Raw genomic sequence first — 15,161 nt, forward strand, 5'->3', positions numbered from 1 at the left:
CCACTCTTTAACTTTCAATTAATTTATAAAAATTTTCTAATTGATTTACTGAATTATAAGGTTGTGTAGATACTAGTTTTTTCATAATTTTCTCTTTAAAACTCATTTCATCCAGATACCTTTTAACACCTTTAAATATACACTCAATATCATGATCTACAATTAAACCATCAACTTCATGATTAATGATTTCCTTTGCTGTAGGAAATCTTGTGCATACAATCGGTCTTTTTAATATCTTAGCTTCACTTACCGTAAGGCCAAATCCTTCTTTTATTGAGGTTTGGACATATATATCACAATTTTTCATATAAATATATGGGTTCAGTTTTTTTCCAAGTAAAATGAAATTCTCTTTTAATTTATATTCCTCAATCAATTTTTGAAGGTCTTCTCTTTCTGGTCCTTCTCCAATTCCAAACCATCTAAATTTATACCCAGAATTCTTTAGTAATTTTGCTACCTCAATTGCTTTTTCGTACCCCTTTGCAGTTACTAATCTTCCTACAGTTAAAATATTTACTAACGACTTATCAAACTCTTTTGCATCATCTTCAATAGACATTTTGGATATCAATGTTGGATCAACAATATCTAAAATAAGTTCAACCTTTTTCTCATATTCTTTTCTTAGCTGGGACACAGAAATTTTTGTGTGGTTAGAAACTGCAATCATCTTATTGATTTTACTGTAAGATTTATAATCAAAATCTTTATCATACAAAGTATTTACATAGTCTGTATTTATCCATGCTAATTTTTTTGATGCAATAACCTTGTTTGCTACTAAGTACGTAGGCATTCCTTGACTGTAAGCTATTGCCACATCATATCTTTTATTTAATGGCGAAATAATCTTTTCAATACTTTTATAAACAATCTGTTCACTATGTAATACTTGTTTTTTATAATTGCTTACTCTTAAACTTAAAGAAGTTTTGAGTCTGTAATAAAGGTTTTTTACATTTATTAAAGTAAATTTGTTATCTATAGCACTAAAATATTTTGGTATCGGTAAAATATTTATATTAGAAGGAATATATTTCTCTAAATCCCCTCCTCTTTTTATTAGCAATAAATCAATTTCGTATTTAGTTGAATCAATTAAATTTAACAATGAAACTAAGCTTTTTTCTGCTCCTCCAATCGTTAGTGAATCAATTACGAACAAAATTGATTTTTTCATAATTCCACTTGCTTTCTATTTATTAATTTCTTCTTTAAAATTCTTAGCATATATAAAAAAAGACCATAAATAACACATGATTTAATATATTTATGTTTTATAAAAAATATATAAGGTTTATAGAAAAAACTATTACTTCTAAATTCACTTGTATATTTCACTATATACTGTATTGACAAGATTTCTTTGACCTTGATACTGGCTTTTTTTATCCCTATCTTTTTAGCAAAAATGCTTTGCTGCTCTATTATGCTTAACACTAATTCTTGAATACGGTTAACAATTAATTGATTTCCTTTTTTTTCTTTTAATTTAACTGAATCAAATATTCCTTCAAGATATTCACAAACCAAAATATTATTTTTTATATAATTTATTGATATGTTAGCACTTATGCTTCCCTGATTTAGTCTGTTGTAATTATATAAATACTCTTTTATAGCAGCAAATAGCTTACAATGAGAAGCATATTGGAGAACAAAAACTAAATCCTCTGACATAAATATATTTTTGTCCATTTTCAAATTGTGTTTAGCGATGATTTCTTTTTTGAATATTTTACTCCAAAGGACTCCTCCGGTACCATTACAGGCCATCTCCATAAAAGAATGTATCGAAACATTATCTTTAAAATCAAAATCTGTATGATTCTTTACTCCATAATTAGAATAATCTTTATAACCACAACAGACTAAATCAGCATTTGAACTTATTATTTTTTTAAATAATAATTCAATATACCTTTTATCAACCGTATCATCTGAATCAATAAAAACTAAGTATTCACCTTTCGATGTTAGAATCCCTTTATTTCTGGCTTCGGACGGTCCACTATTTTCCTGGTGTAAATAAATAATACGGTTATCCTTTTTTTTATACTCTTCAATAATTTGTTCACTTTTATCAATTGATCCATCATTGATAATGATAATTTCAATTTTGGAATATGTTTGGTTGATTATACTTTCTAAACAAGAAGAAATATAATTCTCACAGTTATAAGCCGGTACAATTACGCTTACTTTGGGAACCATCCTAACCTCCTTAAATTAATTTACGATATGATATAACTTCTCTAATTGAGATTTATTACTGAAATTAGTATTCCTGCAGTGATTAATTAACCTATCTCTTATTTCTTGACTTTTATATAATTTTTCAATTCCACTTACTAATCCCGTGATTGATAGATCGGTAATGTAACCGTCAAATCCATCCTTCACTTGACTTTTTGCTGTTGTATAATTCGTTATTAAAACTGGCTTTGAGAGTATTTGTGCTTCTCCCACTGTCACAGCCTTTCCTTCATATCTTGACGGTTGTACGTATAAATCTGTTTCATTCATAAAAGGATATGGGTTCGTTTTCTTTCCTAGTAAAACAAAGCTATCATCCAGTTTAGATTCTTTAATCAAGTCTTTGATCATGGCTTCATCACCGCCATAGCCAACTACATACCAAGCAATATCATAATAGCCTTTTTCTTTCAATTTCTTTAACGCTTTTACAGCATTATCGATTCCTTTGGCATGAGATAATCTGGCAACTGTTACAATTTTAAATCTATTATCCTTCATCATTGGATTGTCAACTTTTTCTTTTGCCATTTCTCTAATAAATTCAGGTGATGTTATATTTTCAATGACAATAACCTTATTTTCTAATTCGCCATATTTCTTCAAAAATGAAGATTTACATGCTTCGGATACAGCTGCAATATAATCGAATTTATTCCACATTCTAAGATCTAAATTAATATCTGTTTCAATAGTAGAGTAATCTGTATGAATCCATGCTATTTTTTTCTTTGCTTTAACTTTTTCAGCAACAAAATAATGTGGCCACAAATAACTAATGGCTACATCATACTCTTTATCTAACTTGGGTAAAAAGGGCAAAACATATTTCCACATTAATTGCATTTGGTAATAACCTGGTTCTGACATTCCTTTGAACTTACCGACTAGTTCTGCATGTATCTTTGAAAAAATTCTTGAGAATCCTATACTAATTTGTTTATCTTTAAATACTTCACTTATTGATTTTCTAAAAGTTGTGTATTGAGGGATTTCATTTAACAAATTTGTCTTTTTGTTTAGTAATTCTAGAAACTCTCCTTGATGTCTGTATAACATCAAATCTACTGCGTAATTCTCATAATTAAAATGGTCGAGCATACTAATCAGACTTCTTTCAACTCCCCCAACTTCCATATCAAAGGAGGATATCAAAACTGTTTTCATGTCTACCTCCTACCTTTTTGAAACAATCCCTCTAATTTTAGCAATGTTATTACCACCTATTATTTTTGCAGCTGCAAGTTTGAACTTACTTTTAAGTCTGGCCGTCGGTGACAACCAGCTCTTATAGAAATAATGCATAGTATAAGTGTTTTCCCTCATAAAATTTCGACAGTTAATATAATCATAGGGTGAAAAATAAGTTTGTGGATAAAAGACTCCCATTCCATCAATTTCTTGGTATTTGCCATTTGCTTTTAACCCTATTTGTTTAAGGATTGAGGTAATAGCTGCTACATTGGTGAGATCATCATAGGAACCATCATCCTTGATAAATTTTTTTCCTTGATATGAATCTAGGAAAAGCCCAATAAGCTTGTTTTCTTTCTTAGCCCCTATTGTACTTGTAGCAATATAGTTTTCTTGTTCGAAACCCCAGAATGATTCATGATCTAAAAGTGGATCAAATGATTTGAATACTTCTACATCGGTATCCAAGTAAATTCCACCATGATGATATAATGAATGGACCCTTACAAAATCACTAACAAATGCATATTTTTTTGCTTCATATGCTTCTTTTACATAAGTGTTACAGGTGGTATCAAAGTTCGTTTCATTCCACTCAATCAGTTCATAATCTGGTAGTTTTTCTTTCCAACTTAACAAGCATTTTTTCACGATATCTGGCTTTTCATTATTTCCGAACCAGCAATAATGGATCTTTTTAGGAATTTTCTCCGCTGTAATCAACTGCAGACACTCCTTTCTGTAAAATTTTTTATAAACTTCACAAGTTCAAGGATTTTTTTATACAATCTATAACACGGTCTTGGCTCTTTTCGCTCATATTTGACCCGGAAGGAAGGCAAATACCGGTATTAAATAATTGTTCAGAAATACTATCAGCTTCATGAGGGTAGTATTTTGCCCCTTCAAAAAGCGGCTGCAAATGAAGTGGCTTCCAAACTAGTCGTGCTTCTATGTTTTCTTCTTCAAGTATTTTCATTAATACTGTTACAGGAATACCTGATAATCTCTCATCTAATGTTAAAACTGTAAGCCAGCGATTAGATCGTGTATTTTCTAACTCTTTCATAAAAAATAGACCTGGTATATTTCCTAGTTCTTCATAGTATGTTTCAAAAATTTCTCTTCTTTTCCTAACTCTTTCCTCTAAAATCTCTAATTGAGCTCTTCCCACCCCAGCTAAAATATTACTTAATCGGTAATTATATCCCAACTTGCTGTGTTGATAATAAGGGGCTGGATCCTTTGCTTGGGCTGCTAAAAACCGAGCTCTATGAATAGCCTCAACATCATTCGAAACTAGCATACCGCCGCCAGACGTAGTAATGATTTTATTGCCATTAAAAGAAAAAATCCCATACTTTCCAAATGAACCGCTTGGCTTGCTTTTGTATGTAGTTCCAAGCGATTCAGCAGCATCTTCAATGATTGGAACATCATATTGGTTACACAATGAAACAATTTCATCCATTTTTGCACTTTGCCCGTATAGGTTAACTACTATTACTGCTTTAGGCATTTTCCCTTCAAGCAAAGCATTTTTAAATGCTTTTTCTAATGCTTGAGGGGACATGTTCCATGATTCTGGATCTGAATCAATAAAAATTGGCTCCGCCCCTTGATAAAGAATGGGGTTTGCACTTGCTACAAAAGTAAGAGTGGAACAAAAAACTTTATCACCTTTTTTCACATCTAATAAAGAAAGAGCCAAATGAATAGCTGCAGTACCAGAACTAACTGCGACAGCATCATTGACTCCTAAAAATCTTGCTATTTCTTTTTCAAATAAATCGACATGTGGTCCTAAGGGAGCAATCCAATTGGTTTCAAAAGCTTCATTTATATATTTCTGTTCGTTACCACTCATATGTGGAGGTGAAAGAAAAATTCTTTTTTGTAATGTTGTACTTTCCAATTTTCACACCTCCATCCTTTTTGACTGTTTATTTTTAACTTTCGCGGGTACTCCGGCAGCTGTACAATAAGATGGAATGTTATGTATGACAGTTGCTCCAGCTCCTATTTTAGCCCATTTGCCAATGTTGATATCCGGAATAATAGTCGCTCCTGCACCTATATGGGCCCCATCTTCAATTGATACAGATCCTGTCAGTGTAGCGTTCGGGGAGACATGAACAAAATCTCCAATTGAGTTATCATGTTCGACAACAGCACTGGTATTAATGATTGCATGATTGCCGATTTTCGTGTCAGCATTAATTACGACGTTAGGCATCACAACTGTTCCGTAGCCTATCTTTGCACTTGAACTTACTATTGCTGACTTGTGAATGAATGTAGCGTAATATTCATTGGAAATGGATAATTTTTGAGCTATTGATTTCCTAACTTTATTTTCACCTATACTAATTACAATTTTGAATTCATAGGATTCATTCATTATCTCCTTGATGGATAAGACTGGTCCAAAATAAATATTGTTTTTAAGTTCGAGTTTTTTGTACATATCATCAAAGTATCCAATTATTTGATTTCCTTCAATAGAATCAATAATATCTTGAATTACTTTACTGTGACCGCCGTTACCTATAATCGCAATCTTCATCCCTGACCTTCTTTTACAACAGTATTTGAACCTTTAAATTTTTCCATTGTAGCATTCCCTGCTTGGTTTACACCTTCTGATTTAATCACTTTTGACACTGTTAACCATAATATTTTAAAATCTAGAAAGAAGGATTGATTCTCGACATACCATACATCTAATTTAAACTTTTCATCCCAAGAAATGGAGTTTCTGCCGTTGACTTGAGCCCAACCTGTAATTCCTGGTCTAACATTATGCCGTCTTGTTTGTTCTTCAGTATAAAGCTCAAGATACTCCATCAACAATGGTCTAGGTCCAACTAAACTGATATCACCTTTTAGGACATTTATTAGTTGGGGAAATTCATCTAAGCTAAATTTTCTTAGAAGTTTTCCAATAGAGGTTAGTCTCAAATGATCATCTAATAATTGACCATCACCATTTTTTTCTAGAGACATCGTTCGAAACTTATAAAGATAAAAAGGGTGCCCATATAAACCCGGTCGCAATTGCTTGAAAATGATTGGAGACCCCAATTTTATTTTTACGATACATGCAACAAATAGGATAATTGGGGACAGACAAATGACTAAAAACAATGAAACAAATATATCAAACACACGCTTCATAACATACACCCCGCAAAATAAGCTACCGATTATTCAAATTTTTGAATCAGAAACAGCCGACAAAATATGTTGTTTGATTTCTTCGATTAGTTCCATCGTTTTGATGTTTTCAGTTTCTTCCCCTTTTAAATATGTTTCTATGAGAATTTCTTGGAATATTTTTAGAGTTAATTGCTCTGAAATCTTCATTCTTAACCATACCTTCTGATTATTTTATTCATGCAATTGATTCATTGAATTTTTTTAAAAATTAATATATTCACTTCTGTAAACAAGATTAATGGAAAGCACTTGCTCATAAAAAAAATAAAGAAAATAACAAACTAATAAGGAATAATAAATGAACTTCTTATTATTTTCTTTAAAGAGACAGACAATCCAGGATATTAAGATCAGATTATATAAACTAAAATAAATATTAAATCTCGCAAAAATCCAGTTTTGCGTTGCAATGATCATAAACAGCAAACTTATCATGGATAAATTTACGATGATGTCGCTCTTCGGCCATAATTGTCTTAATTTATGTCTTCCCAGAAATGCTATTATAATAGGAACAGAATCAACCAACACTCTGATTTTGTTCGCTCCACCTTCTGCAAAATTACTATAATTACCATATTGTGTATCCTTTAATAAAGAGAAAAGCAATTCAGAAAACTCATTAAAACCCATAACGATAAAGATTGAGCCTGTTAACAGTATGAATGTTACTTTAGTCCAAGCTTCTCTTCGTACAAGAAAATAAATGGGTATGAGAACCATTGCACTAATATGAAAAGTTGAAGCAATTAGAACAGTTATCAAATATTCCTTAAATTTCCCATCCATCAAAAATTTCGTTGTCCAAAAGATGATGGCTGCTGCAAGAAATTGGCGAACTCCATTCATTGAAACGATGAACATCCCAGAAGTTATGTAAACATATATACTTAGTTCTATCATCTTTGTATATTTGTATAACGTCATTACAATTAATAAATTTGTTACCAATGCCGTTATGAATAAAAGAATCTGGGGATCATTCGTAATACTTTTTAAGATCATTTGTAAAACGCTGAATCCTGGATCTTTATTTTCTAGAACATACTCCCATGTGAAATTTTGTGTCTCGTATAAATGCATATAAAAGTAGGTATCACCTATCGTATTCCTTAGCCCTGATACAAGTACTAAGCTTACAATTGTAAAAAGAATTAGCAGTTTATTAGGTCTTATATCTGGGTATCCAAATGCTGCGTTGCTAACTGGTACATACCTCGACATAAAAGAAAGGATAAATACAATTAGGAGCAATGCCCAGAGTACAGTCATTATAAACTCCTTTCGAAAAAGTTAAATAACCTAAGCTTTTGTTTTTGATACAATCAAGAAGTATAAAATAATTCCAAAAGGGGTTGCAAAAAAGGTTAATATCTTTGCTGGTGATTCTTTTAGGAAGTGCCTGTTTTTGATTAAAATACTACTAGAAACATAATGAATAGCTTGCCTAAATTTAAACTTCATATCAGAAAAAGAGAGCTTCATCAACTCTTTCCGATAAAATGCAAAGCCTTTGGGATTATTCTTGTATTGATTTAGCATATTCATAGAAGAGCCATCTGCTAAATATTCAACGATACAAATAACCTCATTAATTAGAAGCATTGGGTATTCTTGGTCTAATTTAAAGTACTTGTAAGCCAACCCAACATATCTTTCATTTTCAAATAAGGGATATCGGTACTTTTTTGTTAATTCTGTTCTGTAAACAAGCTTCTTATCACCTTTTACTCCCAATTTGTTATATAGGTTATAAAGTGTTGATGTTTTTATATGGACTGGTATTTTAGTCCCGATGATTTCTCCATTTTCAAATGAATCAAGTCCTATAATTCCACTTACTTGTTCATCTCCGTGCTTTTCCCAAAAAGAAAGGATTTTTTCAACTCCATCATCTGGCATATAGTCATCAGAATCTATACACACATTCAATTCTGTTTCAATATGATCATAAGCCGTGTTATGAGCCCCGTGCATTCCTTGATTTTCTTGTTTTATATAATGAATATCTATGCTTCTTTCCGATATCCACTTATCAACTAAATCATTAGTGTTATCCGTAGAACCGTCGTCAATTATTAGCCACAAGAAATCCTTGTTTGTCTGCCTCTTTAAGCTTTCGTAGCATTTATGCAAGCAATAAGCTCGATTATAGGTCGGAGTAAAAACAGTTAGCTTTTTCATCATTTCACCTCGCTAACCCTAAGTAAAAATTATTTATAAGATAAGCCGTATTCTTAATGTCGTATCCTTGTTCGGCTAATGCTTGCTTTGGAATTTTTCTTGTTGCCTTTTCATTACATATCCTTTGAATTTCATTTAACCATTCTTCCTTGTCAGTTATTGATAAGAATTTAGCTAAATTTATCCCTAAATCCACTTCTTCAGAAACATTTTCAGAGATTACACAAGGCAAGCCTGCACCCTGTGCCTCTATTAACGTCAAAGGCAAACCTTCATGAAAGGACGGAAAAACAAAAATATCAAATGCTTGTAACAAGCAATGAATATCACTGCGGACTCCAAGAAACTTTACTTTTCCATCTAATTTCTTCTTATTTACTTTGTCTTCAATGTTTGAGCGTAAAGGACCGTCTCCAACCAAAACAAGAATTGCATCGGGTTTTTGTTTGTGAAGTTCATAAAAAACATCAATTAAAAAAGCATGATTCTTTTGATGGTTAAATCTCCCAACATGGCCAAGAACCAGGCAATCCTTATTCAATCCTAGTTCTTTTCTTACCTCATCTCTCACTTCTTTTGAATAAGCAAATTTTTGAGTGTCTATTCCATTTTGCAAGAGAACTGTTGATTTCAAATTATTTTTAAACAGCCAGTTTGCAGCCAGTTTAGAACAGGCTAAATAATGTGTTGCCGAATTTCGGATATAGCTTCCTGCATATGATTTATAAAGTCTTGCAGCAAATCCACCTTCACTTTGTGTATTATGACTATGAGCAATTCTAACGGGAATGCCCGCCTTTTTAGCAGCTTTTAAGACAAAGCCGCTCATCTTATCCATATGTGAATGAACGATCTTGTACTGCGAATTTAATATAAAAAAGTGGTCTAAGTTCTTTAGATAAGCAAAATGTCCACCATCTGTAAGATAAGGAATCCGGTGCACTTTTCCGCCCATCTCCACAATTTCCTTATCGAATACACCTTCCTTGCAGGTTAGGAAGTCAAATTGTATTTTTGAGCGGTCGATATTCCGGTATAAATTCATGATGAGTGTCTCTGCTCCGCCCCGGTTCATATTGACGACCACATGCAATATTCTTATTGGGCTGCCCAACTAAAGTCCTCCATTTCTTTCATATACTCCAAGTAAATGAAGCTTTTTTGATTTATCACATTATTAACACTGTATTTTGATTCAATGATTTCCCTGCCTTTTTGTCCAAAGGTTGTTAGGAGGTTTGGTTCTCTTGCTAGCAATACTAATCTTTCGACCATCTCTTGGATGCTTTCATTGTCTACAGTCCAGCCGCTGCAATGATGCTGGATTAATTCATTATGGCCTCTATTCTTAGTAGCCACTACAGGAAGTCCGCATGCCATCGCTTCCATAATGTTTACGGGCAGCCCTTCTCTGAGACTGGAAGCAACCGCTGCATCGCATAAAGGTAATATCTCGTCAATATTATTTCGGTAGCCAAGAAAATGAACCATTTTCTCTGCTCCAAGTTCTAAAGCTAGCTTTTTGCACTCTTCAAGGAGCTGACCTTCTCCAGCAAGTAAAAGTTTTGCATGAGGGACTTGTTCTTTCATTTTTGCTATGGCCTTGATTAGGAATTGTTGATTTTTATTTTTGTTAAACTCAGCTGCGTAAAAGAGCAAAAAGTCGTTTTTGTTATATCCGAGTTTCTTTCTTCGCTCATGCTTATTGTTTTCATCAATTGGCTTAAATCGATCTATATCCACACCAACACCATGGACATGTTCAATTCTATCTGCCTTGAAGTGATGATTTACAGCAAGCTCGTAATCTTCTTGATTTATCGTGATAAGACAGTCTGTATTACGAGAAAGCATTTTTTCAATCGGGTAGTAAACCAACCAATTCATAATCGGTGACCCCATACAGAAGTGAAACCCATGTGCGGTATAAATCACTTTTGTGCCGTTTTTTCGTGCTGATTGTGCAGCCAGTCGAGTGAGGACGCCACCCATTGGTGTGTGACAGTGAATCATCCTATATTGCTGCTCGCCTATGATTTTCTTTAATTCTTGATAGGCTTCCATATTTTTTAGCTTAAAAGGTGACCTTTGAATAGGTATATGAAATTTTCTATCGACAAAAGGTAGCTCCATGTCCCCAAAAGCTGCAACATGAACTTCCCATCCTTGTTCTTTGAACCATTTAAGGATTGGGAGATGAAAGCTTTTAAAATGGTAGTCGACCGTCGCACAAAATAAAACTTTATTTTGCATTTTTAATCACCCGATTTTTTTAAAGTTCAAACAAAAAGATACCAGTATAAGGTATCTTCCTTATCATTATTTAAATTTCTTAAAGCCTTATTCTTTCTAAGGGCTTAAGTTGCAGCTGGTGAAAACCTCGATCTGGAATAATGGCATTTGATCCTTCATTTAACCTGATAAAGTCATTAAACTTTTTGCTGGAATACGATTATTCGCTAGGTTTAGTAATTGTTCACGAAGAGTATCTTTATCCATATCGGAATAGGCAGCAATGATCTCTTCAATTTCCGCGATGTAGAGGTTTGATGTTTTACCTACATAAATCTTAGGATAAACCTGTTGTTCTTGAACCTCATCTTCTTTCAGCAATTCCTCAAAAAGCTTTTCTCCAGGCCTCATGCCGGTAAATTCAATCTCGATATCATCTAGGGAATTTCCCGATAATTTAATAAGGTTTTTAGCAAGATCGACGATTTTTACCGGTTCACCCATATCGAGGACAAAAATTTCTCCTCCTTGCGCCAACGCTCCTGCTTGGATGACCAGTCTGGACGCCTCTGGAATGGTCATAAAGTAACGGACCATGTCTGGATGGGTGACTGTAACCGGCCCTCCTTTTTGAATTTGCTTCGTAAATAAGGGAATAACGCTTCCGCGGCTTCCTAAAACATTTCCAAATCGAACGGCAACAAATTTTGTATGGCTGTTTTGATCAAAATGCTGGACGATCATTTCAGCCAATCTTTTTGTTGCTCCCATTACACTTGTAGGATTTACAGCTTTATCGGATGAAATCATGACAAAGGTGTCTACATTATGCCAGCTTACCGCTTTGGCAAGATTCATCGTTCCAATGATGTTATTTTTTACAGCTTCATCAGGATTTCGTTCCATTAACGGTACATGTTTGTGTGCGGCAGCATGGTAGACTACATTTGGGTGGTGAGTGTTCATCACCGTCATCATTTTCTTCTCATCCTGTAAGTCGGCAATTTCTGTCACGATTTCAATTTGATCCTTTACAACAAGCTCTTTAAGTTCCATCTCTATTGAATAAATACTATTTTCTCCATGACCTAACAGAACTAATTTTGCAGGTTTAAATTTTGTAATTTGTCTGCAAATTTCCGATCCAATTGAACCGCCTGCCCCTGTGACCAAAACTACATTATCTGCTATATTTTCAGAAATACTATCAATATCTAATTCTATTGCTTCCCGGCCCAGAAGATCTTCGACTTGAACATCCCGAAAATGGTTTACAGACACTTTACCTGTTATTAAGTCCTCAAGCATTGGAATAATTTGTGTTTTGGCCTTTGTTTTAGCGCATTCCTTAAAAATCGTATTGAGTTCTTTTTTACTTAAAGAAGGAATGGCAATGACAATATTTTCGATATTCAGCTCTCTAACTGTTTTCTCGATGGAATTTACTCCGCCTACTACTGGAATCCCTAAAATATCAAGTTTTTGTTTCATTTTATTATCATCAATAAAAGCAACCGGATATAATTCTGCACCATGATTTCTTTGAAGCTGCCTTGTTACCATTGTCCCTGCTGATCCAGCACCAATAATTAATGTTCGGCGACGCAAAGCTGACCTGCTTATGTAGGTATCGCGGTAAATCCGCCAGATAAATCTTGAACCGCCAATCAGCAGCATGTGAATCATCCATGTGACAGCTAACAGCCGGAAATGAATTTCCTGCTCTACAATCAGCTGAAAAAAAGCGGTCGTGACAACTGAAAATGAAATGGCTTTAAAAATATTTAATAATTCACCAATACTCGCATACTCCCACGCTTTTTTATACAGCTTATAAAAGAAAGAAAAAAAATGATGACTGATTAATAGAGTTAGAGAACTGATGATTAATGGCAGGGTAATAATATGCAGACTAGCCTCTAACAAAAATCGGCTGAAAAAAATAGCGGATAAGACAATAAATGAATCTACCAGGATTAAAAAGGATAACCTCCGGTGATAAGTCATAAAATCACCCCTTCATAAATCCCTTATTTTTCGAAATTTCCTCAAGTGTTAACATCCTTTGATAAATTGAACTTTCTAATAATCCTCTAAGTTCCTTAAGCTGTTCTAAAGAACCATCTTGTTTAATATAGCGAATAGCTTTCGTAATTGATTTTGGATATTTATTAAATGTAAAATCCTCCAACGTCTCTACTCAACTCCTTATTTAATTCTTTATAAAGTTCTTAACTATATGGTCTTCATTCTGAAAACCATATAAAAAAAACTTTATAGTTAAACAGGGCATTTAACCCTCCCTCACACCACACTTTTGACGACAAGCGTCTAAGGTATAAAAACCCACAGCATGATCGAGTGCCTCCATTGGTAACGGTAAGGAGACATTCCCTAGAGATTAAGTTGAGGTTCTTTATAAAGAACAATTACTCAAAAAAATAGATTTACAATCCACTGTATCCATTATTTTTTATCGTTTAAAATAACTCCTAATAATGTTGCCCGAGCCATAGTTAGTACTCTATTTGCTTCCAGCGCCTTCTCTTTATCTGTTTTACCGCTGCTAACTACTAGAATGACTCCGTCGCATTCATTTGCCAATATTTTAGTATCTGCTGCTTCAAGTACAGAGGGACAATCAAATAAGACCAAATCATAATCGGCTAATGCCTTTTTTATTAAATTTCTCATGGCCTCGGAACCTATTAATTCTGCAGGATTAGGTGGAGTGGGACCGCTTGTTAGCACGCCCAGCCTCCCAATCTCTGTTTGATAAACAGCGTCATTCACAGAAGAAGTTCCTATTAATACATTCGTTAATCCAACATCATTATTTAAATTAAAGGCAGTATGTATCGTTGGATTTCTGACATCCGCATCAATTAAAAGAATTTTTTCTCCTTGCTGTGCCATTGAAATGGCCAAATTTGATACAGTTGTAGACTTTCCTTCTCCAAATCCTGGTGAGGTAACAGCTATTGAGCGAAATTTTTTCTCAACAGAAGAAAATTGAATATTTGCCCTTATCGTTCGGTATTGTTCTGCAATTAAACTGTTTGGGTTAATATAAGTAATCAAACTTTTTTTTCTATCCGAGATAGTAGGAAGTAAACTACGAACCAATGGTCTCACCCCTTAATGCCTGACTTTCTTTCTTGTTTACGCCCTTGGTTGTATTACGTTTAGTCATACCCGCAACGCTTCCTAATATAGGAAGACCAAGTAATTCATCCAACTCCCGTTCATTTCGAATTCGATCGTCCAACGAATCAAGCAAAAAGATAAACCCAATTGAAATAATTAAACCTCCTGCCAATCCCATCATCATATAGCGATTGTGATTTTGATTAATTGGATAATGGTTTGCTTTTGCTTGTGATAATATCGTCACACCTTTAAAATTCATAATATTTGAAATTTCTTCTTTATAGACAGTTACAGTTGTATTAGCTATTTTTGCAGCCAGCTCCGGGTTCGAATCGGCAACAGTGATTTTTACAACCTGTGAGCTTTCAATACTTTCCACTCCAATTTGTCCGCTTAAAGCTTCACCAGATCGATTTAACTTTAATTCTCCCGCCACCTTCTCCAAAACAGCAGGATCTTTAATGATAACTTTTAAAGTATTGATAAGCTCCGTATTAGCATTCAGAATGATTCTTGTAGAGGTTTGGTAAACTGGAGTTGTAAAATAAAAGCTATAAATAGTTGTAAGAGTAGTTGTTATCAAGGTCAGAAGCAAAACGATCCAAATCCGTCTTTTAATAAGATTGAAAATCGCTTTTAAGTCAATTTCTTTATTCTTAGGCATTAAAATGTCTTCATTTGCTTTGTTGGAATTCATCCAAGCACCTCTTATTAGGAGTTAAATTTTGTTCTTTAAAAAGAACAATGGCCGAAAAATTAATCGGAATCAATAACGGATTACACCTATTATTTTAGTTCTTTATAAAGAACGTGTCAATAACTATTTCAAGAATTTCTCAATATAATTTGAACTTCTCACTATAATCATCAAAGAAATAAGCAGGATTTAGATTACCTAGTAAATGAAACCTATTTCTATA

At 33.5% G+C, this 15,161-nt stretch carries 15 protein-coding genes and 1 pseudogene; all 16 read right to left on the bottom strand.

The features are described 5' to 3' along the window. Window positions 1-7: 7 nt before the first annotated feature. The 16 genes and pseudogenes from IC621_RS01320 to IC621_RS01395 all read right to left on the bottom strand — a co-directional run bounded on the left by IC621_RS01320 (window position 8) and on the right by IC621_RS01395 (window position 14,938). Window positions 8-1,186 (bottom strand): glycosyltransferase, encoded by a 1,179-nt coding sequence (locus tag IC621_RS01320; RefSeq protein ID WP_191154937.1) that lies wholly within the window; start codon window positions 1,184-1,186, stop codon window positions 8-10. Beyond that, window positions 1,183-2,220: a glycosyltransferase family 2 protein gene (locus IC621_RS01325; RefSeq protein ID WP_191154939.1), complete on the bottom strand. Its 1,038-nt coding sequence runs from the start codon at window positions 2,218-2,220 to the stop codon at window positions 1,183-1,185. Before IC621_RS01325 ends, IC621_RS01320 begins: the two co-directional genes overlap by 4 nt. A 15-nt stretch (window positions 2,221-2,235) precedes the next feature. Next, window positions 2,236-3,429: a glycosyltransferase gene (locus IC621_RS01330; protein WP_191154941.1), complete on the bottom strand. Its 1,194-nt coding sequence runs from the start codon at window positions 3,427-3,429 to the stop codon at window positions 2,236-2,238. A 9-nt stretch (window positions 3,430-3,438) separates the two neighbouring features. Further along, window positions 3,439-4,197 (bottom strand): annotated as a pseudogene (locus tag IC621_RS01335) (glycosyltransferase family 32 protein); the annotation flags it as partial. A 19-nt stretch (window positions 4,198-4,216) separates the two neighbouring features. Further along, on the bottom strand, window positions 4,217-5,323 hold the full coding sequence (locus IC621_RS01340) for a DegT/DnrJ/EryC1/StrS family aminotransferase (protein ID WP_191155075.1): 1,107 nt from the start codon (window positions 5,321-5,323) through the stop codon (window positions 4,217-4,219). 51 nt (window positions 5,324-5,374) lie between these two features. Then, a complete protein-coding gene (locus IC621_RS01345; RefSeq protein ID WP_191154943.1) occupies window positions 5,375-6,022 on the bottom strand; it encodes an acetyltransferase in 648 nt (215 codons plus the stop codon). Further along, window positions 6,019-6,633 (bottom strand): sugar transferase, encoded by a 615-nt coding sequence (locus IC621_RS01350; RefSeq protein WP_191154945.1) that lies wholly within the window; start codon window positions 6,631-6,633, stop codon window positions 6,019-6,021. The genes IC621_RS01345 and IC621_RS01350 overlap by 4 nt, the downstream gene beginning before the upstream one ends. 33 nt (window positions 6,634-6,666) lie before the next feature. Further along, on the bottom strand, window positions 6,667-6,822 hold the full coding sequence (locus IC621_RS01355; protein ID WP_191154947.1) for a hypothetical protein: 156 nt from the start codon (window positions 6,820-6,822) through the stop codon (window positions 6,667-6,669). Between the two features lie 54 nt (window positions 6,823-6,876). After that, a complete protein-coding gene (locus tag IC621_RS01360) occupies window positions 6,877-7,947 on the bottom strand; it encodes an EpsG family protein (RefSeq protein WP_191154949.1) in 1,071 nt (356 codons plus the stop codon). 30 nt (window positions 7,948-7,977) lie between these two features. Beyond that, window positions 7,978-8,859, bottom strand: coding sequence for a glycosyltransferase family 2 protein (locus tag IC621_RS01365; RefSeq protein WP_191154951.1), 882 nt, complete (start codon window positions 8,857-8,859; stop codon window positions 7,978-7,980). A gap of 4 nt (window positions 8,860-8,863) precedes the next feature. After that, window positions 8,864-9,973, bottom strand: a complete 1,110-nt coding sequence (locus tag IC621_RS01370) for a glycosyltransferase family 1 protein (protein ID WP_191154953.1) — start codon at window positions 9,971-9,973, stop codon at window positions 8,864-8,866. Then, window positions 9,958-11,112 (bottom strand): glycosyltransferase family 4 protein, encoded by a 1,155-nt coding sequence (locus IC621_RS01375; protein ID WP_191154955.1) that lies wholly within the window; start codon window positions 11,110-11,112, stop codon window positions 9,958-9,960. Before IC621_RS01375 ends, IC621_RS01370 begins: the two co-directional genes overlap by 16 nt. A 159-nt stretch (window positions 11,113-11,271) precedes the next feature. Continuing rightward, on the bottom strand, window positions 11,272-13,098 hold the full coding sequence (locus IC621_RS01380) for a polysaccharide biosynthesis protein (protein WP_191154957.1): 1,827 nt from the start codon (window positions 13,096-13,098) through the stop codon (window positions 11,272-11,274). Window positions 13,099-13,102: 4 nt separating this feature from the next. Then, the gene (locus IC621_RS01385; protein WP_191154959.1) at window positions 13,103-13,282 is read right to left on the bottom strand and encodes a hypothetical protein; all 180 of its coding nucleotides are present in this window, start codon (window positions 13,280-13,282) and stop codon (window positions 13,103-13,105) included. 275 nt (window positions 13,283-13,557) lie between these two features. Continuing rightward, a complete protein-coding gene (locus IC621_RS01390; RefSeq protein WP_396652955.1) occupies window positions 13,558-14,226 on the bottom strand; it encodes a CpsD/CapB family tyrosine-protein kinase in 669 nt (222 codons plus the stop codon). After that, window positions 14,207-14,938, bottom strand: coding sequence for a YveK family protein (locus IC621_RS01395; protein WP_224752241.1), 732 nt, complete (start codon window positions 14,936-14,938; stop codon window positions 14,207-14,209). Before IC621_RS01395 ends, IC621_RS01390 begins: the two co-directional genes overlap by 20 nt. Window positions 14,939-15,161 lie beyond the last annotated feature (223 nt).

This window comes from Metabacillus arenae (assembly GCF_014773385.1).
GTDB lineage: Bacteria > Bacillota > Bacilli > Bacillales > Bacillaceae > Metabacillus_D > Metabacillus_D arenae.